Genomic DNA, 21610 nt, shown 5'->3' with positions numbered 1-21610 from the left:
TAAACACCTTGACGCTTTAACAGAAAAAGGCCGGGAGCGACCCGGCCTTTCGTATACTCTGTCGAAACAGGCTCAGCCCTGGGTGATCGGCGCGATCTGGATTTCGACGCGGCGGTTCTGGGCGCGGCCCGCCTCGCTTGCATTGGAGGCGACCGGCTGCGAGGGGCCAAAGCCGACGGCGGATACGCGGCGCTGGTCGATGCCCTGGCCGCTGAGATAATCGGCAACCGAAAGCGCACGGCGCTGCGACAGATCCTGATTGTGCTGCAGGCTGCCGGTCGAATCCGTATGGCCGTTGACGTCGATCAGCGTGCGGTTGAACTTGCGCAGCACGATCGCAACCGAATTCAGCGTCGGATAGAAGCCCGGCTTTACCGCATCCTGGTCGACGTCGAAGGTGATGTTCGACGGCATGTTGAGAATGATGTTGTCGCCGTTGCGGGTCACCGAAATGCCGGTACCTTCGAGCTGGGCACGAAGCTCTGCTTCCTGCTGGTCCATATAATTGCCGATCGCACCGCCGGCGAGAGCGCCGATGCCGGCGCCGATGAGCGCCGCATTGCGCTTGCCGTGCCCGCCGCCGCCGACGGCGACACCAACGAGAGCGCCGCCGAGCGCACCGAGCGCCGCGCCGCCCGCCGTATTGGAAACCTTCTGTTCACCGGTATAGGGATCGGTCGTCGTGCAGGCGCTGAGATAGCTTGCTGCGACAGCCAGAAGTATGAATTTCTTGATCATGGACAGGACGGTCTCCGTTCAAAGCTGATGCGAGCAAAAGGCAAGGATTACGGCAAGAAAATGAAGAGGTTCCCTTGATAGGGGAATTTCAGGCGCCGAAATAGCAGCCATGTTGCTTGAATGCGCGAATATCACCAGTTTTAGCAACTCGATCAGGCTGACGGGCAGCAGTCGCGACGATCAGCCCTCATGGTAAGGAAGCCCGGAGCGTCTCGAACCGCGGGGGCGGGTGGCTGGGTGATCTCACCTCTTAGAAATTCTGGAACAGCTGCCGCACCGTATCGTAGGTCGCGTTGGCGATGTTCAGCGACTGCAAGCCGAGCTGCTGCTGCGTCTGTAATGCCTTGAGCTTGCTGGCCTCCTCCTCCATGTCGGCATCGACCAGCCGGCCGATGCCAGCGGTGATGTTGTCGTGCAGTTTTGCGGCGAAGTCGTTTTGCAGTTCGATGCGTTTTTCCAGCGCGCCGAAGGCCGAGCCCACCGTCGTCAGCTGCGTCAGCGCCGCATCGACGACACTTATCATCTCGCCGATCTGCCCCTGCGTCGTCGCCGCTGATAGCGAAATGACGACCTGCCCGGCAGTGGTGCCGTTCTTGCTGGTCATCAGCACATAATTCTGCGAGGTCCCGAGCTCGCTGGCGAAATGAGCCGAGGTCAGTACGCCGTATTCGCCGGAGCCGGTCGCCCGGTCATCGATGAGATAGCGCGCATCCTTGGAGCTCGTGGCTCCAACCGGCGTATTGTCGATATGGTAGCTCAGCATGCCGACTGAAATCGTGCCGTCGCCATTGCGGATAAAGGAGGCCGGAATTTGCCGCGGTTGCGTCGGCGTGGCGTCGTTGTTGAGGACGACCCAGTTGTCGCTGTTGAAGGTCGCCGATTCGGAAACGCTACGCAGTTGCTCCTGCAGTTGCGTGAGTTCTTCGTTGATCTTCGTCTTGTCGACCCCGTCCTCGGTCGCGGCGACCAGCTTCGCCTTGATTTCTGACACGAGGTCGACGACGTTCTGGACGCCGGTATAGGCGGTGCCCATCGTCGCCGCCGCCATGCCGAGCGCATCCTGGACAGCCGAAATCGCCTTGTTGTCGGTCCGTGCTGTGGTGGCGATCGACCAGTAAACCGCATTGTCGGCCGCTTTTGCGACACGCATGCCCGTCGTGATGTGGTTCTGCGTGACGGTCATATTGCGGTTGATATCGCGCAGCACATGGAGCGCCGCATCGACGGAGACGCGCTGATAAATACTCACGGGAATAAACTCCAAAAACACAACAGAACGCAACTGAACCAGGAATGAACCGTCCGCGCGGACACTCATGTCCGGGGTCGCTGAATCCAGCGCGTTGCGGCCTTCGAGAAACGGAGAAGACCAGTTGGTTCCTGGTCACGATCATTGCCGCTTGTGCTTAACAAACGGCTAATCTTCAGACGAAATTTATCTTATTTGGCAAGGCTTGATATGCCATAAGAAACCCCCTTGAATGGGAACCCGGCGGGGGATTCAGTCTGATGCAAGCCTCATTCTGCGGCTTGCAGTTGCTCTTCATCTGGTGCGGCGCGAGGCCGGGTGGCGATCGCCATCTCCTCGTGCAGGCGCGCTTCTTCATGGGCGTGCGGCTTGGCAAAACGAGCGAGCAGCAGATAGGCGACCGGGGTGATGAACAGCGTCACCAGCGTCGCGAAGCCGAGGCCGCCGACGATCACCCAGCCGAGCGCCACGCGCGCTTCCGCACCGGCGCCATGGGCAAAGACCAGCGGCACACCGCCAAGAATGGTGGCGATCATCGTCATCATGACGGGGCGCAGGCGTAGCGCGCAGGCTTTCTCGATCGACGCGCGCACGTCCTCGCCCCGGTCGCGCAGCTGGTTGGCGAATTCGACGATCAGAATGCCGTTCTTCGCCATGACGCCGACGAGCAGCACCAGGCCGATCTGGCTGTAGATGTTGAGGCTGGAGCCGGTGATAACCAGCGCGAAGACGGCGCAGGCAAGGCCGAGCGGCACCGTCGACATGATGATCAGCGACGACAGCACGCTTTCGAACTGCGCCGCCAGTACCAGGAAGATGATGACGATGGCGAAGCCGAAGGTCAGCGCCATGCCGTTCGAGTTCTCTTCCAGCGTCGCAGCTTCGGCAAGCGGCAGCAGGCGCGCGCCCGGCGGCAGCAGCGGCTCGGCCAGTTCGGTCACCTGCTTGACGGCATCGCCGAGCGACATGTTTCTCTTCAGCCCAGCGGTGATCGCCACGGAGGCGAGCTGCTGCTCGCGGTTGAGCTGTGGCGCGACCGAGCCCTCCTTCATCGTGGCGATGACCGACATTGGCACGATCTTGCCGTCGCCGGTCTTCAGGAACACGTTTTCGAGGTCGGTCGGATCGTCGATCGGCCGCGTCGTCGAGGTCAGAAGCACAGGATAGGATTCGCCGTCGACGAAAACGTCGACCACCGAGCGTCCTTCGAGCAGCGACTGAATCGCCGTCGAAAGCCCGGTGATGTCAATGCCGAGATCCGAGGCACGCTCGCGGTCGATCGCCACCGACACCTGCGCCTGGCTCGGTTCGTTGGTCAGGCGCGGCGTATCATATTGGCCGGTGGCTTCGAGAGCCTGCACCAGCTTGGCGGCAGCCGCCGTCAGCGCCGCATGATCATTGCCGACCAGCGCCATCTGCACGCCGCTGCCGGCGCCGCGGATACGCAGGCTATTGGAGGAGATCGCGTTGCCGCGCAGCGCCGGCACCTTCGCCGCCGCCTGGTTGATGTCGGCGACGATCTCGGCCTGAGTCCGGTGGCGTTCACCCCAAGGGGCAAGGGTCAGCACCATGAAACCGCTGTTCAGCGAGCCGCCCTGGCCGGAGATCGAGAAGACGTTGCGGATGTCGCCGCCGTCGACCAGCGGCTGCAGATATTCCTCGACGAGCTGCATCTTGTCGCGGGTATATTCGAGGCTCGATCCCTGCGGCGTCGTCAGCCGCATCATCACCATCGACCGGTCCTCTTCCGGCGTCAGCTCGCTCTTGACCGTGGAAAAGGCGATGACCGCTGCACCGGCAAAGATCACCGAGAACAGCATTACGACCACGGGCGCGTTCAGACAGCCATGCAGCGCCCATTTATAGAGACGGGCGAGCGCCCCGCCGAAGCGGCCGAGCGCACCGTGATCCTCAATCATCGGCCTCGTCAGCATGCGCGAAGCGAGCATCGGACACAGCGTCAGCGCCACGATCGACGACAGCCCGACCGAGAAGGCGAGCACGAAGCCGAATTCGCGGAACAGGCCGCCGACCTGACCCGGCAGGAAGGAGAGCGGAATGAACACCGCCGCCAGCGTCGCGGTCGTGGCGACGACGGCGAAGAACACCTCGCGCGTGCCGAGCACGGCCGCCGCCCGCGGCCCCATGCCCTCGGCCCGCCGGCGCACGATGTTTTCGAGCACTACGATCGCGTCGTCGACGACGAGGCCGGTCGCCAGCACGATGGCGAGCAGCGTCAGAATGTTGATCGAGAAGCCGACCATGTAGATCGCCGCCAGCGTCCCGATCAGCGCCACCGGCATGCTGACCGCCGGGATCAGCGTCGCCCGCCAATCGCGCAGGAAGAGATAGATGACGGCGGTGACGATGACGGCGGCAAGCACCAATGCCAGCACCACCTCATGGATCGCGCCCTGGATGAAGACGGCGTCGTCGCTGGTGATTGCGATCGTCGTTCCCTCGGGCAGCGTCTTCGACAATTGCTCGACGGCGGCCTTGATGCCGGTCGAGATGTTCAGCGTGTTCGACTGCGCCTGGCGGATGATGCCGAGGCCAATGCCGGGCTTGCCGTTGGAACGCAGCGTAGTATCCCCGTCGCGGGGCCCAAGCGTCACCGTCGCGACGTCGCCCAGCCGGACGCGGTCCTGCAGCATAACGTTGGAAAAATCGGCCGGCGTCTGCAGGTTGGCGGTGGCCCGCACGACGATATCCTGCGTCGTGCTCTTCAGCGAGCCGGCCGGCACATCGAGCGCGGCATTGTCGAGTGCCTTCGTCAGATCGCCGATCGTCAGTCCGCGGCTTGCCAGCGCGCCCTGGTCGACATCGACACGGAAAACCTTCTCCTGATCGCCATATTCCTCGACATCGGCCACGCCGTCGACGGAGGCCAATCGATCGATCACCTCGTTCTCGACGAGCTGCGTCAGGTCGTCCATGTTGAGCTTGGTGGAGGTGACGGCTAGGCGCATGATCGCCGAGGAGTCCGAATCCGCCTTGACAATCTGTGGCGCGTCCGCCTCGTCGGGAAGGTTCTGGGTGATGCGGCCGATCGCGTCGCGCACGTCGTTGGCGGCGACTGCGAGATCGATCGCATCGGAAAATTCGAGCGTCACCCGGCTCTGGCCGAATGAAGAGGTCGACGAGATCGATTTCAGGCCGCTGACGCGGGCGACCGCGCCCTCGATCACCTTGGTCAGTTCCTGGTCGATCGTCTGCGGCGATGCGCCGTCGAAAGTGGTGCGCACGGTGACGACGGGACGATCGACATCCGGCAGCTCGCGGACCTCGACGCCGACATAGGCCGCAAGGCCGGCGACGACCATCAGCGTGTTGAACACCAGCGCCAGAATCGGCCGGCGAACGAAAAGCGCGGTGAAGCTCTGCTTGCCCGACGATCCGCCCTGATCAATCTCAGTCACGCTCATTCGGTCGCGACCTCCCCGTTCGCGGCGACATCGGCGGAAACACGCACCGCCCCGCCCTCACGCACCCGCTGCAGACCCTGCGTCACGATCTTGTCGCCATCCTTGAGGTCGGCCTTGACGAGAATGAAGTCGGGATTGCGCTGCACGATGCTGACCCGCACCTTGTGTGACTTGTCATCGGCCACTTGCCAGACGAAGGAGCCTTGCGAATCCCACTGCACGGACTGCGGATCGACCGCCGGATATTTGTCGCCGGGGAATTTCATGCTGACGCTGAAGGACATGCCGGCGCGCAGCTCGTCCGACGAGTTGTCGATCCGGGCGCGCAGGCGCAGCGTGCGGCTCGCCGCATCGACGCGGTTGTCGACGGCCTCGATCACCCCCGAGAACACCTGCCCCGGCTTTGCGACCGACATCGCCTCGACCGGCTGGCCGACCGCAACCGTATTGGAGAAGCGCTCCGGCACCCAGAAATCGACGAGGATCTCCGAACGGTCGTCGAGGGTGACGATCGGCGTCGTCGTCGTGACGTTGTCGCCGATATTGACCGGCACGATGCCGACGATGCCGTCGATCGGCGCGATGATATTGCGCCGGGCGAGGTTGAGCTCGGCGGCCTGGAGCTGCAGGCGGGCACCCTGTTCGGCGATCTCGGAATCGAAGACGTCCATGCGCGACACGCTGGACTTGATGTTGTGATAGAGATTGGATTTTTCCACGGCGGCCCTAACCGCCACATCCGCCTGGCCGCGGGCGATCACCTGCTCCTCGCTGTCGAGCTTGGCGATCACCTGGCCGGCCTTCACCATGTCGCCCGACTTGATGAGAATCTCGCGAATAGTCCCGGATGCCTGCGGCGTCACCGCGACCGAACGGATCGCGTCACCCGTGCCGATGGCGTTCAGCCGATCGTTGACGACGCCCTGGACGACAGCCTCGGTCGCGACGAGAATCGCGCTATTGCGCCCGCCGCCACTACGGCGGTTCTGTCCTTGCCATTGACCTTGCCCGTGCAGCTGCACCTCTGCACGGGCAAAAGCATCGGCATTGGCCGTCTCAGGAGTTTTGGGCGCGATCTTGGAAACGAGGTTCTCTGGAATGCCTGCATCGCGCATCATATCGCCGGCACCAGGCACAAAGAAAACCCATGCGGCAAAGCCGGCAATGATGACGATGAGCGAAAGTATGAACTGCTTCCAAAAGGCCATTCACGTCTCCGGAGGGACTCGAGGTTGGACCAGGGTCGGTCGAAAGAGGCGCTGCGGGATCGAAGTCCCCCCAGGGATCAAGAACCCCTGTTGATGCGACAATATCGCGCGTTTACAGCTTAACGGCAAGCATAAGCACCCGGCATTACCGATTTGTAATATCAGCAAAGAATGGAAATAACCCGAGCGCTCACTTTTGCTTGAACGAAGCTCGCAAACGTCTTGACGAAGCCGGTTTCGAGGCAAAATTGCTCGGCAAACCAGGACCCGTAAATGTCTACCGACGCATTGACCACCGCAGACCCAGCACCGCCGCCAGGCCCAGCACCGGCCACACCGCCCAGAAGCGTCCTTCCCAGGTGAAGAGGTTGATGCCGATGATGCCGAGTGCCACGATCGCCAGCGCCGCGAGCTTACGATCGAAGAGGGCCTGGCCACGGTTCCAGGCCAGCGCCGCCACGACGGCGAGCGCAAGGACGGGAAAGCGCGCCCAGAAAACGCCCTGCCACGACAAAAGATTGATACCGATCAGCACGGCGGCGATGACGCCGAGCACGGCAAACAGCCTCCGTCCGCCGGGTGCCGGCCTTGCCTCCTCCGTGACCGTGAGTGCGGGCGATGGCCGGGCAGCGGCAGATCGCTCGGCAGACGGCGCCTCGTTGCTTCCGTCGCCGATCCTCACCGCATAGCTTGGCACACCTTCCTGGACATTCTTGACCATCAGCGGCCCGAGAAACTCGAAACCGACCGCCACCTTGTTACGAACCTGGTCGTAGACCGTGCTCGATATGACGATTCCGCCCGGCGCGGCCGAAGCCTGCAACCGCGCGGCGATGTTGACGCCGTCGCCATAGATGTCGTCGCCCTCGACGATCACATCGCCGAGATTGATGCCGATACGGAAGAGCATGCGCCCGTCGTCCGGGCGGCGGGCGTTGAAGCCGGCAAGTTCGTTCTGCGTGTCGACGGCTGCACGCACGGCCTCGACCACGCTCGGGAAATCGGCGATCAGCCCATCGCCCCAAGTGTTGACGACACGGCCGCCATGGCTTTCGATCAGCCGGCCCATCGCCTCCCGGCAGCGCTTCAGCGTCGCAAGCGTCCCCTCCTCGTCGGCTCCCATCAGCCGCGTATAATCCTGCACGTCAGCACAAAAGATCGTCGTCAGCTTTCGCCGCGTTTCATCCATGGTCCCTCGTCTCCGCACCATCCGATCCGGAAGCTTCGCTGCAGAGGCTGAATCCGTTTGAATAAGATCGATAAAGCGATCGCAGCGGCGGCAGATTACGAAGGCTTGGCCCTTGTTGCCACCGATAATTGCGGATCAGCGCCCTTTCAGGAGCGAAAGATTCGGCGGCTTGCGCTCGCCCCGTCCTTGCCTCTTGAAGGCGCTGAAATACGCGCAAGTCCTTCTCACGCGTAACGACGATCGCCGCGGTCGCGACTGCATCGGCGGCAAATCATTCCTGCCCAGGGATTACTGACCGATCTTGCGTGGGCTCGCCGTATGTTCCCTGGCGACGGTGCTCGAACCGTCGATTTCCTGGAGCAAGACGTCGTAGCCCCAGAGATCGGCGAGATGTTGCAGGACGAGCTTCGTGTCGTTTTCCTGAAGATAGCAGCCGTTCATGACGATATGCTGCAGCAGCAGCCGGCGATCGCCGGCGAGGTCGACATCAACGATGTCGATGGCCGGATCGGTCCAGCCGATATCATATTCGCGGGAGAGCTGGCGGCGGATGCGCAGGTAGCCCCGCTCATTGTGGATCGCCGAAACCAGCACACCCTCGGCCTGTTCCGGATCGTCGTACAGGTGAAACAGGCGCAGCTGCCTGATGAGGTTCGGGCTCAGGAACTGGCTGATGAAACTTTCGTCGCGGTAATTGGCCCAGACGTCGCGTAGGACTGCCATCGCATCGCCGCGGCCGGCGATATCGGGGAACCACGCGCGGTCCTCCTCCGTCGGCTTGGTGACGATCCTCTCGATATCCTGCATCATCGCAAAACCAAGTGCATAGGGATTAAAACCCGAAAACCGCCGATCGTCGTAGCTCGGCTGGAAGACGACATTGGCGTGAGACCTCAGAAATTCGAGGAAGTTCCCATCACTGATCTGCCCCCGCTCGTGAAGCCGGTTCATGATCCGATAATGGACGAAGGTGGCGGTTCCTTCATTCATGACCTTGGTCTGCCGCTGCGGATGGAAATATTGCGCGACATGGCGGACGATGCGAAGAATCTCGCGCTGCCACGGCTGCAGCCGCGGCGCCGATTTTTCAAGAAAATATAATATGTTGTCCTGCGGGAGACCGAGCGCGGCACGGCGCTTTTCCAGGCCGACGTCACCCGCCTTTTTCGCCTTGCCGACGGGAACCGTGCGCCACAGATCGTTGAACATCTGCTCCTCGTGGGCGCGGCGCTCCTGCTGCCGCTTCTCCTCCTGGCGAAGGTCGATGGTGGTCTTGCCGGCATATCGATGCACGCCATGCGACATCAGTGCATGCGCCGCGTCGAGCGTTCTTTCGACGGCCGTCTCACCATAACGCTCTTCGCAGCGGGTGATATAACCCTTGGCGAAATCGAGGTAATCGAGAATTCCCTCGGCATCGGTCCAGAGCTTGAAGAGATAGTTGTTCTTGAAGAAGTGATTGTGGCCGAAGGCCGCATGGGCGATGACGAGCGTCTGCATCGTCGCCGTGTTTTCCTCCATCAGATAGGAGATGCAGGGAGAGCTGTTGATGACGATCTCGTAGGCCAGGTCGCGCATCCCGCGGCGGTAGAAGGTTTCGTGATGGGCGAAGTGTTTTCCGAAGGACCAATGGCGGTAAAAGAGCGGCATGCCGGTTGAGGAATAGGCATCCAGCATCTGCTCCGAGGTGATAACTTCAATCTGGTTCGGATAGACATCGAGGCCGAGTTCACCGAGCGCGATCTCCTCGCACGCATCGTGGATGCGCTGCAGCGTTGCAAAGTCCCAGTCGGCCCCCTCGAACAAGAGCCGCTCCCTTGGTCTCACCGTGGTGGTCATGGCGTCACCTTCGACTGTGCGTCACGTTTCTGGAAGAGATCGTGGAAAACAGGGAATATTTCGCTCCGCCGGCAAACTTTGCGCATTGAAAGCGGCAGCGGTTCGGAACGGATCCCGTCATAGAGCATCCAGAGAGGCGATCGCGATACTGAAGAGTCGCCTCCTTCCTCGCCGACTTCAATATAGGCAAAATACTGGCACAGCGGCAAAATCTCGCGCAGCAACTGCCCTGTCAGGTTTCCGTCGGAATGGGCGTTGTCGCCGTCCGATGCCTGGGCGCCATAAATATTCCACTCGGCCGGATCGAACCGCGCCGCGATGATCCCGCGCATCGCAGCTAGCGCGCTGGAGACCAGCGTGCCGCCCGTTGCCGGGCCGTAGAAGAAGGTTTCCTCGTCGACTTCCTCTGCCCTGTCGGTATGGCGGATGAAGACGATTTCCACCTTCTTGTAACGCTTCGACAGGAAGAGGTAGAGCAGCAGGTAGAACCGCTTCGCAAGGTCCTTCATGTGCTCCGACATGGAGCCGGAGACGTCCATCAGGCAGAACATCACCGCTTTCGCCACAGGCTTCGGCTCGTTTTCGAAGCGGCGATACCGAACGTCGAGCGGATCGATATAGGGAATGCGCCGGCTTTTCTCCGTCAGCAATTTGAGCTTTGCCTCAAGCGCCAGACGGCTCTCGTCGTCTTCGCATTCCTCGATCTGCCGGTGCAGCACTTCGATTTCTTCGCGGCGTGGGCGTCCCAGCGCGACGCGGCGCATCATCGCAAGTTTTGTCGTGCGGCCGACGGCGATGTTGGAGGGCGATCCCGAGACGGAATAGCCGGCTCGAAACGGAGTTTCCTCCTCGGTTTCCGCTAGCCGCCGCTTGGCAAGGTCGGGCAGTTCGAGATCGTCAAGGAACACATCGAGAAATTCCTCCCGCGTCAGCACGAAACGGAAGCCGTCCTCGCCATCGCCCTCGCCCGCATCCTTTGGTTTTCCACCCCTCCTGCCCGGCGGCCGCGGAATGATGTCGCCTTCGACGAAGGCCCGGTTTCCGGGCAGGATGTGATCGGCGATGCCGCCTTCACCCTTTCGAAAGCTTGGTTCGGCCATTCCATCGATCGGCAGGCTGATCTCCCCTCCGTCGAGCACGTCTCGAATGTTTCGGTTTTGCAGAGAGCGTTTGACCGCCTGCTGCACGGCTCCCTTCATGCGTCGAAGGAAACGCTGACGATTTTCCAGACTTTTACCGCGCGGATTTAGCCGCCGGTCGACAATGTGCATAATGGCTCCGCATTAACTTGCCTGTTTGACGCGCATGTACCACTCGACAAGGCGCCGAACCTGCCGCTCGGTGTAACCTCGCGCGGCCATGCGCGAGACGAATTCGCTGTGCTTCTTTTCGGTTTCCGAATCCTTCTTCGATCCGAAGGAAATGACCGGCAAAAGATCTTCCACCTGCGAGAACATACGCTTCTCGATGACTTCCCGGATCTTCTCGTAGCTCGTCCATGACGGATTTTTTCCGCCGTTGGCTGCCCGCGATCTCAGTGAGAACTTGACGATTTCGTTGCGGAAATCCTTCGGATTGGCGATTCCCGCCGGCTTTTCGATTTTCGTCAACTCCTGATTGAGGAGCTCGCGGTCGAGAAGCTGGCCGGTATCGGGATCCTTGAAGTCCACATCTTCAATCCAGGCATCGGCATAATCTACGTAGCGGTCGAACAAATTCTGTCCGTAGTCCGCATAGGATTCAAGATAGGCCTTCTGGATCTCATTGCCAATGAACTCTGCGTAGCGCGGTGCAAGATCGGCCTTGATGAATTCCAGATAGCGCTTCTCGACATCGTCGGGAAATTGCTCGCGACGGATCGCCTGTTCCAGCACATACATCAGATGGACGGGATCGGCGCCGATATCCGTGGTATCGTGATTGAAGGTGGAGGCGAGCACTTTGAAGGCGAAGCGGGTCGAGATCCCGTCCATGCCTTCGTCGATACCGGCAGCATCGCGGTATTCCTGGACGCTGCGGGCGCGCGGATCGCTTTCCTTCAGGCTTTCGCCGTCATAGGTGCGCATCTTCGAGAAGAAGGTCGAGTTCTCATGCTTGCGCAGGCGGGAAAGAACGGAAAAACGAGCCAGCATTTCAAGCGTTGCCGGGGCGCATGGCGCATCTGCCAATTCCGATCCCTCGATCAGCTTTTCGTAGATCTTCTGTTCTTCCGTCACCCGCAGGCAATAGGGCACCTTGATGACGCAGATACGGTCGATAAAGGCCTCGTTGTTCTTGTTGGCCTTGAAGGTTTGCCACTCCGCCTCGTTCGAATGCGCAAGGACGATGCCGGAGAAGGGTATGGCACCGATATTTTCGGAGCCGATATAGTTGCCTTCCTGCGTCGCCGTCAGCAGCGGATGCAGCATCTTGATCGGCGCCTTGAACATCTCGACGAATTCGAGAATGCCCTGGTTGGCGCGGTTGAGCCCGCCCGAATAGCTGTAGGCATCGGGATCGTTCTGGGAGTAGGTTTCCAGCTTGCGTATGTCGACCTTGCCGACCAGCGACGAGATATCCTGATTGTTCTCGTCTCCAGGTTCGGTCTTGGCAATTGCGATCTGGCGCAGCCGCGAAGGTTGTATCCTGACGACGCGGAATTGGGAAATGTCGCCGCCGAAGTCGTCGAGCCGCTTCAGGCACCATGGGCTCATCAGCCCGTTCAGGCGCCGCAGCGGAATGCCGTACTGCTCCTGGAGGAGCGAGCCCATTGTCTCAGGATCGAAGAGGTTGAGCGGGCTTTCGAACACAGGACTGATCTCATCACCCGCTTTCAGCACGTAGATCGGATGAACTTCCATCAACTGCTTCAGCCGCTCTGCGAGCGACGACTTGCCGCCGCCGACCGGGCCGAGCAGATAGAGGATTTGCTTGCGCTCCTCGAGCCCCTGCGCCGCGTGCCGGAAGAAGGATACAATGCGTTCGATGGTCTCTTCCATGCCGTGAAAGCCGGCAAATGCTGGATAGACCCGTATGGTCCGGTTCATGAAGATCCTGCCGAGGCGCGCATCCCTGGCGGTGTCGACCATTTGCGGCTCGCCGATCGCAGCGAGCAGGCGCTCCGTCGCATTGGCATAGGCGATCGGTTCTTTTTTACAGAGGTCGAGATATTCCGAAACCGACATGTCGGCCTCGCGTCGCGCTTCATAACTGCGCGTGAACGCATCGAATACGGATTCACTCAGCATGGGACCTCCATTAAGGTTATGCCGCAGGCTCTAAGCCGTATAACCATCGAGATGGCCACGGCGTTCCTAAGAATCAATAGTTTCGTAGGTATATTCGACGCTCACCGGCGGTTTGAAGCAATGCACAAAAAATTGCATGCACCGGTAATTTTTTACTCTACGAAACTGTTTCATATTGTAGTTGAAAAAAGGCCTATTGCGATATCAGCACATTTAGCGACGTGACATGAATGTCAAAAAGGTGTGCAATGGCGCCCGTGATTCGAGAATGCGAGAACACAGCGATCGGCAGCCGATAAGGGCAGCCTCGATCGAGCGGACGCCGGTACGCCGCCAGTAAATTCGGTAAATTTCAGGGGAAAGGCGCGTGGCGATCACGCGCCCGATTCCTAATCGCGCCTCCAACGGCCTCAGCCGTTGAACGCCCTCTCCAGCGCGGCAAGATCAATCTTGACCATGCCGAGCATCACCTCGGTGACGCGCTTGGCCCGCTCTTCATCGCTGTCGGCGATCATCTCGGAAAGGACCCGCGGCACGATCTGCCAGGAAAGGCCCCACCGGTCCCTCAGCCAGCCGCAAGCCTCCGGCGTGCCGCCATTGGCGAGGAAGGCGTCCCATATCCGGTCGATCTCGGCCTGGCCTTCCAGAAGAACTGCAATCGAAAAAGAATGGTTGAAGCTGTCGAGCGGGCCGGCCTTCATCGCCAGGAAGGCTTGATCGCCCAGCGTGAATTCGATCAGTTCGACGCTGCCCGGAGGTCCACTCGGCGTTTCCGCCGGCAATATGGTGGTGTGGCCGATCCTGGAATCCGGAATGACCGATACGTAGAATTCGACGGCTTCGCGCGCTTGCTCCGCGAACCAGAGATTTGAAACGACCTTCGGCATAGATAGCTTCCTGTTGGCTAGGGCTGCCGGACTCCTGTCCGATGCCCCAAGGACGTCTCGTCGGCCTTGGTTCCGACAGGCGAGGCTCGGATTTTTTTGCTGCGCGTCCGTACGGCGATCGCAGTCACACCCAGCGGCGGCCCTGCCGCCCGATCGGTCTGCAATAGCGGTGGTTCAAGAATGAAAGCAGAACATCTTTTCTGGTCTTTCCCTCCCGAATCACTACATTACGCGCCATGAGCAATAGTTTCGACGATATTCCCTTCTTCGACGAAGAGCCGAGCGAGATGGCGCGCAAGCCGCAGCCGTCTGCCGCATCCGCCGAAAGGGCGCCAGCCGGTATCGCCGCCCGCGCCATGGCGGCACGCGACGGCGGCAAGCGACCGGATTACCTCGCAGGCCTTAATCCCGAACAGACGGAAGCCGTGGAAACCCTGGAAGGGCCGGTTCTCGTCCTTGCCGGCGCCGGCACCGGCAAGACACGGGTGCTGACCACGCGCATCGCCCACATCCTCAACACTGGCCGCGCCTTCCCCTCGCAGATTCTCGCCGTCACCTTCACCAACAAGGCCGCGCGCGAGATGAAGGAGCGCATCGCCCTGCTCGTCGGCGGCGCCGTCGAAGGCATGCCCTGGCTCGGCACGTTCCATTCGATCGGCGTCAAATTGCTACGCCGCCATGCCGAGCTGGTTGGCCTAAGTTCCGATTTCACCATTCTCGACACCGATGACGTCGTCCGTCTGATCAAGCAGCTGATCCAGGCCGAGGGACTCGATGACAAACGCTGGCCGGCCAAGCAGTTCGCCGGCATGATCGACACCTGGAAGAACAAGGGTCTCGGCCCGGCCGATATTCCCGAAGGCGACGCGCGCGCCTTCGCCAATGGCCGCGGTCGCGATCTCTACTTCGCCTATCAGGCGCGCCTGTCGACGCTCAACGCCTGCGATTTCGGCGATCTGCTAATGCATCCGATCGCGATCTTCCGCAAGAATCCGGATCTTCTGAAGGAATATCACGGCCGCTTCCGTTATACCCTCGTCGACGAATATCAGGACACCAACACCGCCCAGTACATGTGGCTGAGGCTGCTGGCCCAGCGCAGCAAGGGGGAGCCGCAGAATGTCTGCTGCGTCGGCGACGACGACCAGTCGATCTACGGTTGGCGCGGCGCCGAGGTCGACAATATCCTGCGCTTCGAGAAGGATTTCCCTGGCGCTAAGGTAATCAAGCTCGAACGCAATTACCGCTCGACCGAACATATCCTCGGTGCCGCCGCCCATCTGATCGCCCATAATGAAGGCCGCCTGGGAAAGACGCTGTTCACTGACCGCGCCGATCCCGACGACGTCAAGGTACAGGTCCACGCCTCCTGGGATTCGGAGGAGGAAGCCCGCGCCATCGGCGAAGAGATCGAGCAGCTCCAGCGGGGCAAGCATCTGCTGAACGACATGGCGATCCTTGTGCGCGCTTCCTTCCAGATGCGCGAGTTCGAAGACCGCTTCGTCACCCTCGGCCTCAACTATCGTGTCATTGGCGGCCCGCGTTTCTACGAGCGCCTGGAAATCCGCGACGCCATGGCCTATTTCCGCCTGGTCGCGCAGCCGGCCGACGACCTTGCCTTCGAGCGCATCATCAACACGCCGAAGCGCGGCCTCGGCGACACGACAGTACGCGCCCTGCACGACTACGCGCGTGCCCGCGACATCCCGATGCTGGCGGCAGCCGCCGACATGATCGAGACGGATGAGTTGAAGCCGAAGGCGCGCAAAGCCCTCTTCGACGTGATTCAATCTTTCCGCCGATGGCAGGAACTGCTTGAAAATACGCCGCACACCGAACTTGCCGAGCAAATCCTCGAAGAGTCCGGCTATACCGATATGTGGAAAAACGACAAGAGCGCCGAAGCGCCGGGCCGCCTCGAAAACCTGAAAGAACTGATCCGCTCGATGGAGAGCTTCGAGTCGATGCGCGGTTTCCTCGAGCACGTCTCCCTCGTCATGGATGCAGAAACCAACGAAAACCTCGACGCCGTCTCGATCATGACGCTGCATTCGGCCAAGGGCCTGGAATTCGATACCGTCTTCCTCCCCGGCTGGGAGGAAGGCCTCTTCCCCCACCAGCGCTCGCTGGATGAGAGCGGCCGCGCCGGTCTGGAGGAAGAACGACGGCTGGCTTATGTCGGCATTACCCGCGCCAAGCGGCGCTGCCATATCTGGTTTGTCTCCAACCGCCGCATCCACGGCCTCTGGCAATCGACGCTGCCCTCGCGTTTCCTTGACGAGCTGCCGGAAACCCATGTCGAGGTCGCCGAGATGGAGCAGAGCTACGGCGGTTACGGCCGCGGCGGCTACGGCCAGTCCCGCTTCGACAAGGCCGAACCCTTTGCCAACTCCTACTCCACGCCCGGCTGGAAACGCGCCCAGGCCAACAGGACCGACGCCACACGGGACAACTGGGGCACTCGCTCCGGCCACGCCGTCGAACGCATCGGCTATGGCGAAAGCGGCCCGAAGGGACGCACGATTGAAGGCGAACTGGTCGCAAAGTCGACCTCGTCGGAGCCATCGCGCTTCACCCTCGGCGATCGCGTATTCCATATGAAATTCGGCAACGGCAACATTACCGGCATCGAAGGCAACAAGCTGACGATCGACTTCGACCGGGCGGGGCAGAAGCGGGTGCTGGACGGTTTCGTCGAGCGTGTCTGACCGCGCGAAGATATTGCAGGACAGTCACCCGAACATCCGCATACTGCTGAGCCCGAGGATGTCGTTCAGCAGCGCGATCCCCATTCCGATGGCAACAATCGACAATCCGATCAGGAACAGCCGGCGGGCTCGGTCGTATTTGACGGCGAGCAGCGAGTCTCGCGCCAAAAGATCGGCAAACACCTTCACCTGAATGGCGATGCCGACGGTCAGAAATACCATCGGCAGCAGATCGACGCGGCTCCAGTCATTCGGGTTGGAAACCCACAGACTGATGAAGTTGAGCGAGAAACCAAGAATGATTCCGGTTGCCGTTAACGATCCGTTGCGGAAGGTTGCATCGATTTTTTCATCTGTCTGGGGTTCGGACATGGTCTCGCTCTCGGCTTGCTGCTGAGGCAAGAAAGGCAGAAATCGGGGCGTCCGGCAAGGCCGGCTCTTTGCCGGATTTCTGGGACGCAACCGCACCCTATCGCATTGGTTGCATTAGCGAATTCTTTTTCCGCCGACTGCTACCAACAGTGACAGAATTAACGCTTGCATGCGGGCTTGCGGGAATTCACTAGTGATGCATTCGGTGCATTTGGCATTAGCATCGCCATAACGCGAAGGGATTGGCCTTGATGAAAGCGCTGCTGCTCGTCGATATCCAGAATGGCTTCTGTCCGGGTGGAAACCTGCCGGTGCCGGACGGGGACAAGGTCGTTCCTGTCGCAAACAGGCTGATCGACAGCGGCAAATACGACCTGATCGTCGCCTCCCAGGACTGGCACCCGCCCGGTCACGGCAGCTTCGCCTCCGCCCATCCGGGTGCCGCCCCCTTCGAAATGGGCGAACTGTCCGGCAAACCGCAGATGCTGTGGCCCGACCACTGCATCCAAGGCACGCTTGACGCCGAACTGCATCCGGCGCTTAAATCCGAAGAAATCGACCTGATCCAGCAGAAGGGCGAGGATCCCGGGATCGACAGCTATTCGGCCTTCCGCGACAATGACCGCGACTCTTCGACCGGCCTTTCCGATTTCCTCGAAGATCAGGGTGTGACCGATCTCGACGTCTGCGGTCTGGCGACCGATTACTGCGTCAAGTTCTCCGCGCTCGACGCGCTCGAGATGATGCCGGGCGTGCGCGTGCGCTTCATCGAGGACGCGAGCCGCGGAATCACGCCTGAAGGCGTCGCTGCTGCCATCGACGAGATGCAGGCGCATGGCATCGCGGTGATCAACAGTGCGGATGCCTTGCGCGAATAAACCGCCGATCCTTATTTCAAGAGATACGCATCGAATGTCTCATCGCTGCCGGCAACGGGGCCGAAGCGCTTGAGGAGGGTCGTCTCGCTCCGGAATGCGGCAATCTCCTCTGGCGTCAGAGACAGCAGCCAATTGTAACTTTCGTGCAATGAGACGGGCCCGGCAATTCGGTCAAGCCGATGTGAGAGAAGAATGACAATGGGCGCGTGCTCACTCTGCTGCAGTTGCCGCGCCGTCTGCAGTATATCGGCAAGGCTGAGCGAAAGCCGCGCACTGCGAGTATACCGCACGATCGCGCCGAACCGCTGCTCCCGTAGAAGATAGGTGCGATTGAGGATGTAATAAGGCAAGGGTTCCACGAGGTAATCGGGATCCGCCATGATGATCGCATCCTTGAGGTCCGGGCGCGATTGAATGAACGACCCGAGATCCCGGGCTCGGCCCAGCGGAATGTCGGTGAAGAGGAACTGATGGATCTTTTCGATACCGGAGGCGACCTGCAGCGCCAGCAATATCATGAAGCACAGACGCCCGATCTTGACGACGCCACCGGCTGTCTCGCCACAGGCTATGCCCGCGGAGCCGGGCCGAGGGAACGTGGTGAAAGCAGTGATGCCGATCATGAAGACCAGCCACAAGGCCTGATGTCTGTAACTACCTGGGTAGACAAGCGTAAAAAGCAGCGAAAACCCTAGGAGAACCGATGCGGCCGCGAACATCGCCGGCCGCCGGTTGGCCAGCCCAAGCAGACTGCCATAGATGAGCACCGCCATCAGCGAGGCGAAAACCCGAGCAAGCGATGGCTCGGCCACGACCAACCGAAGGATCCTGTCGGGGTAGAACTCCATGAAATAGGAAGGCGCCGCGGCAAAGGCATGAAGGACAAGCGGGACGAAATTCTTGCCTGCGAGATTGTTCTGCCCGGCATCGTTGAATGTGGGATAGACCGTCATGACGCACAGAACAACGCCGACTGCGGCAATGACCGCGGCTGTCGCAAAGGCCCGATATGCCGACAGAGAAGGTCTCGGACGCGCCAGGACCAGATCGAAAAACCAATAGGCAAGAAAGCCGCCGACCAGCACGACCGAATGGACGTTGGTATTTGCCAGCAAGGCAAACAATAGGCCGAGCACCATGCCGTTGCGCATTCCCCTCTCCCAGCTCAGGACGATAAGGAAGACCAAAAGCATGCTGATGCCGTAATTTCGCGACATCGCGGCGTAGTCGAAAACCGAAAAGCTGCTGAACAACGACAGCAGCATGATCGAGCGCGGCAGTTCAAGCCTGAAAACAAGAAGGTAGGCCGAGCCGGCCGCAATCGTCAGCGCGACGACCTTCAGGACGACGGGAGAGCCGACAACAAGATGAGCGGCGCGCAACAGGATATACCAGAGAGCCGGATGACCTTCGCCATGCATCTGGCGAAGCATATCGATGAAACTCTCTCCCTGAAGAGCGAGCGACAAGGCGCGAACCTCATCGCGCCACACGGTTTCTGACCAGCAAAGCGCGGATGCCAGCGCAAGCCACACCACAAAGATCAACGTCTTGGCGAGCGTTGTTGATCGAGGTTCATCGATTTTAGAGACAATAACAGCCAACGGACAGCAACCCGGTCATCGAAAATGCCGCGACCATAGCGGCGCCCCGATAATTTGACGTTAAGGTGAAATATCCTCGCGGGAATAATGCGTCGGTGTCGGTTCGGCTTATATCGATCCGTCCTTGCTTCTGAACAGACCAAACATGGGAGTTGAGAGATGAGAAAGCTTGTAACTGCGGCCTTCGTGAGCCTCGACGGTGTTATGCAGGCGCCTGGCGCGCCCGAGGAAGATCCGACCGGCGGCTTCAAACTTGGCGGCTGGACCGTCAATTACTGGGACGAGCCGATGGGGGAGTTCATGGACGGGATCTTTACAGATCCCTTCGCTCTGCTGCTCGGCCGCAAGACCTACGAGATTTTCGCCGCGCACTGGCCTTTGTCGGGCAAGACGACCCCATCGGAAAGGCTCCTTCAATGCCGCGATCAAATATGTCGCGACGACATCGCAAGAGCCGCTCACCTGGGAAAACTCCGTTCCGCTGCGCAGCGACGCCGTCGCCGAAATCGCCCGGCTGAAACAGGAGGACGGTCCCGACCTGCTGACGCAGGGCAGCAGCGCACTGTTGCAATCGCTGCTGGCGCACGACCTGATCGACGAACTCCGGCTCCTGACTTTCCCGCTCATCCTCGGCCCCGGTAAGCGCCTGTTCGGCACGGGTGCCACACCGGCAGCGCTGAAGGTCACCGCTAACTCGATATCGACGACGGGCGTCATCATGAGCGTCTATCAGCGCGCCGGCGAGGTCAAAGCCGGCAGCTTTGCGATGCATGAGCCCTCGCAGGCCGAACTGGCGCGCCGGGAGCGGATGAAGCGCGAGGGATGAGGCCGGTCGCTCAGGCGCCCGCAGCCTTGTTCGTCTCGTCACGCTCGAGCAGATAGATGTCCTCTGCAAGGTCCTCCATCTTCTTCGAAAGGGCGGCGTGTGCATCGCGAAGGCCCTGATTGTAATAGTGAGCGCCGATCTCCTCGGCGAAGAAATCGAGCAGGAACTCCGCCGGCAGCGCGCCGATCGGCTGGTCGAGTTCCGTCTCGAAATAGCGGCGGATGCGCGAGACGATCGCCGCTTTTGCTTCCTTGGTAAATTCGATCCTCTTCATTGGCATCGTCTCCCCCGGTTGTGATCAGCACGTTGATGCTTCAGCGAAATCGATTGATCAATCAACGAAATTCAATTGCCGCTGCAGATCGCAGACCATAAGGGAAAGCTGAATTTCCAACAGGATCACCCAGATGAATCGCGCCGACTTTGTTGAAGGTTTGCGGGGCGGCTCCGCCGTTGCACTGGCGTCGGCGCCCTTCGGCGCGCTGTTCGGAGCGCTCGCGGTCGAAAACGGCATGTCGCTTTCCGAAGTCGCCTTCATGAGCGCCACCGTCTATGCCGGCGCCAGTCAGATGGTCGGCATCGAGCTCTTCGGCCACAATGTCCACGCCTGGCTGATCGTGCTGTCGATCCTCGCGGTCAATTTTCGCCACGTGCTGTATTCGGCGGCGCTGGCGCGCTATATCGGCCATTTCACGCCCGTGCAGAAATTCTTCACCTTCTTCCTGCTGGTCGATCCGCAATTTGCCGAAGCGGTAAAGCGCAGCGAGGCTGGCAAACCGCTGACCTTCGCCTGGTATTTCGGCTTCGGCATCATCATCTACATTCCCTGGGTGCTGATCAGCGTCGCCGGCGGCATGCTTGGCGGCTTCATCGGCGATCCGAAGGCGATCGGCCTCGATATCCTGCTGCCGGCCTATTTCCTCGGCATCGTCCTCGGCTTCCGCAAGCGCGATAATTTCCTGCCCGTAGCACTCGTCAGCGCCGTCGCTTCGGTGCTCGCCTATCGCTATGTCGGCTCGCCCTGGCATGTGAGCCTCGGCGCTGCCGCCGGTATCGTGCTCGCCGCCCTGCTGCCATTGGCGCCGCAAGAGCCCGATCTCGAAGCCGACGCCCTTCAATCCGAAGTGCATGAGGTCTGAGCCATGGAATTCGATCTTCACATGGCGCTCGTCATCCTCGCCGCCGCTGCCGCCACCTTCGCCACCCGTATCGGCGGCTACATCCTCATTACCCGGATGAAGAGCATTCCGCCGCGCATGGAGGCGGCGCTGAATGCCGTCCCGGCGGCCGTGCTGACGACGCTGGTGGCCCCCGCCTTCTTCATCGGCGGCTGGGAGTCGAAGCTGGCGCTGATCGTCGCCCTCTTCGTCGGCCTGCGCGTCTCCCATAGCTGGATGCTGGTCGCCGCCTGGATCGTCGTGATGATCTGGCGCCACGCCGGCGTTTAGCGCGGCCGGCAT

General features: G+C 60.7%; 16 protein-coding genes and 1 pseudogene. 5 read left to right on the top strand and 12 right to left on the bottom strand.

Features of this window, described 5'->3' with window-relative positions; all coding sequences use genetic code 11:
* Positions 1 to 72: 72 nt before the first annotated feature.
* From PYR71_RS10790 to PYR71_RS10750, 9 genes are all read right to left on the bottom strand, one after another.
* Positions 73 to 738, bottom strand: a complete 666-nt coding sequence (locus PYR71_RS10790; RefSeq protein WP_275619328.1) for a YiaD family glycine zipper/OmpA-like lipoprotein — start codon at positions 736 to 738, stop codon at positions 73 to 75.
* A 250-nt stretch (positions 739 to 988) separates the two neighbouring features.
* Entirely contained in the window at positions 989 to 1987 is a 999-nt protein-coding gene (locus tag PYR71_RS10785; protein WP_275619327.1) for a flagellin N-terminal helical domain-containing protein, read from the bottom strand.
* A 269-nt stretch (positions 1988 to 2256) separates the two neighbouring features.
* Positions 2257 to 5412: an efflux RND transporter permease subunit gene (locus PYR71_RS10780; RefSeq protein WP_275619326.1), complete on the bottom strand. Its 3156-nt coding sequence runs from the start codon at positions 5410 to 5412 to the stop codon at positions 2257 to 2259.
* Entirely contained in the window at positions 5409 to 6620 is a 1212-nt protein-coding gene (locus PYR71_RS10775; RefSeq protein ID WP_275619325.1) for an efflux RND transporter periplasmic adaptor subunit, read from the bottom strand. The genes PYR71_RS10780 and PYR71_RS10775 overlap by 4 nt, the downstream gene beginning before the upstream one ends.
* A 277-nt stretch (positions 6621 to 6897) precedes the next feature.
* The gene (locus PYR71_RS10770; RefSeq protein ID WP_275619324.1) at positions 6898 to 7809 is read right to left on the bottom strand and encodes an adenylate/guanylate cyclase domain-containing protein; all 912 of its coding nucleotides are present in this window, start codon (positions 7807 to 7809) and stop codon (positions 6898 to 6900) included.
* Positions 7810 to 8097: 288 nt separating this feature from the next.
* A complete protein-coding gene (locus PYR71_RS10765) occupies positions 8098 to 9648 on the bottom strand; it encodes a SpoVR family protein (RefSeq protein ID WP_275619323.1) in 1551 nt (516 codons plus the stop codon).
* Complete coding sequence (locus PYR71_RS10760; RefSeq protein ID WP_275619322.1) at positions 9645 to 10919, bottom strand: YeaH/YhbH family protein; 1275 nt, start codon at positions 10917 to 10919, stop codon at positions 9645 to 9647. The genes PYR71_RS10765 and PYR71_RS10760 overlap by 4 nt, the downstream gene beginning before the upstream one ends.
* Before the next feature lie 12 nt (positions 10920 to 10931).
* Positions 10932 to 12875 (bottom strand): PrkA family serine protein kinase, encoded by a 1944-nt coding sequence (locus PYR71_RS10755; protein ID WP_183912745.1) that lies wholly within the window; start codon positions 12873 to 12875, stop codon positions 10932 to 10934.
* A 410-nt stretch (positions 12876 to 13285) separates the two neighbouring features.
* A complete protein-coding gene (locus tag PYR71_RS10750; RefSeq protein ID WP_275619321.1) occupies positions 13286 to 13762 on the bottom strand; it encodes a VOC family protein in 477 nt (158 codons plus the stop codon).
* Positions 13763 to 13998: 236 nt separating this feature from the next.
* On the opposite strand from PYR71_RS10750, the gene PYR71_RS10745 reads away from it, so the two are divergent.
* Positions 13999 to 16470, top strand: a complete 2472-nt coding sequence (locus PYR71_RS10745) for an ATP-dependent helicase (RefSeq protein ID WP_275619320.1) — start codon at positions 13999 to 14001, stop codon at positions 16468 to 16470.
* A 24-nt stretch (positions 16471 to 16494) separates the two neighbouring features.
* On the opposite strand, the gene PYR71_RS10740 is transcribed toward PYR71_RS10745, so the two are convergent.
* Positions 16495 to 16842 carry a hypothetical protein gene (locus PYR71_RS10740; protein ID WP_275619319.1) on the bottom strand — a complete coding sequence of 116 codons (348 nt, stop codon included), beginning with the start codon at positions 16840 to 16842 and terminating at the stop codon, positions 16495 to 16497.
* 251 nt (positions 16843 to 17093) lie between these two features.
* On the opposite strand from PYR71_RS10740, the gene pncA reads away from it, so the two are divergent.
* Entirely contained in the window at positions 17094 to 17720 is a 627-nt protein-coding gene (gene pncA, locus PYR71_RS10735; RefSeq protein ID WP_275619318.1) for a bifunctional nicotinamidase/pyrazinamidase, read from the top strand.
* 11 nt (positions 17721 to 17731) lie between these two features.
* Here pncA and PYR71_RS10730 read toward each other — a convergent pair whose 3' ends face one another.
* Positions 17732 to 19324, bottom strand: a complete 1593-nt coding sequence (locus PYR71_RS10730; protein ID WP_275619317.1) for a hypothetical protein — start codon at positions 19322 to 19324, stop codon at positions 17732 to 17734.
* A 159-nt stretch (positions 19325 to 19483) separates the two neighbouring features.
* Between PYR71_RS10730 and PYR71_RS10725 the strand changes: the two are divergent.
* Positions 19484 to 20150 (top strand): annotated as a pseudogene (locus PYR71_RS10725) (dihydrofolate reductase family protein).
* A gap of 10 nt (positions 20151 to 20160) precedes the next feature.
* On the opposite strand, the gene PYR71_RS10720 reads toward PYR71_RS10725, so the two are convergent.
* Entirely contained in the window at positions 20161 to 20424 is a 264-nt protein-coding gene (locus PYR71_RS10720; protein WP_275619316.1) for a DUF2164 domain-containing protein, read from the bottom strand.
* 133 nt (positions 20425 to 20557) lie between these two features.
* Between PYR71_RS10720 and PYR71_RS10715 the strand changes: the two genes are divergently transcribed.
* Both PYR71_RS10715 and PYR71_RS10710 read left to right on the top strand, forming a co-directional pair.
* Positions 20558 to 21289: an AzlC family ABC transporter permease gene (locus tag PYR71_RS10715; RefSeq protein WP_183912732.1), complete on the top strand. Its 732-nt coding sequence runs from the start codon at positions 20558 to 20560 to the stop codon at positions 21287 to 21289.
* 3 nt (positions 21290 to 21292) lie between these two features.
* Positions 21293 to 21598: an AzlD family protein gene (locus PYR71_RS10710; RefSeq protein WP_183912730.1), complete on the top strand. Its 306-nt coding sequence runs from the start codon at positions 21293 to 21295 to the stop codon at positions 21596 to 21598.
* The last annotated feature ends 12 nt before the right edge of the window (positions 21599 to 21610 follow it).

The organism is Rhizobium mulingense, assembly GCF_029194105.1.
Taxonomy (GTDB): Bacteria; Pseudomonadota; Alphaproteobacteria; order Rhizobiales; family Rhizobiaceae; genus Rhizobium; species Rhizobium mulingense.
The sequence above is the reverse complement of the archived record's forward strand: the minus strand, read 5'-3'. Positions and strand labels throughout refer to the sequence as shown.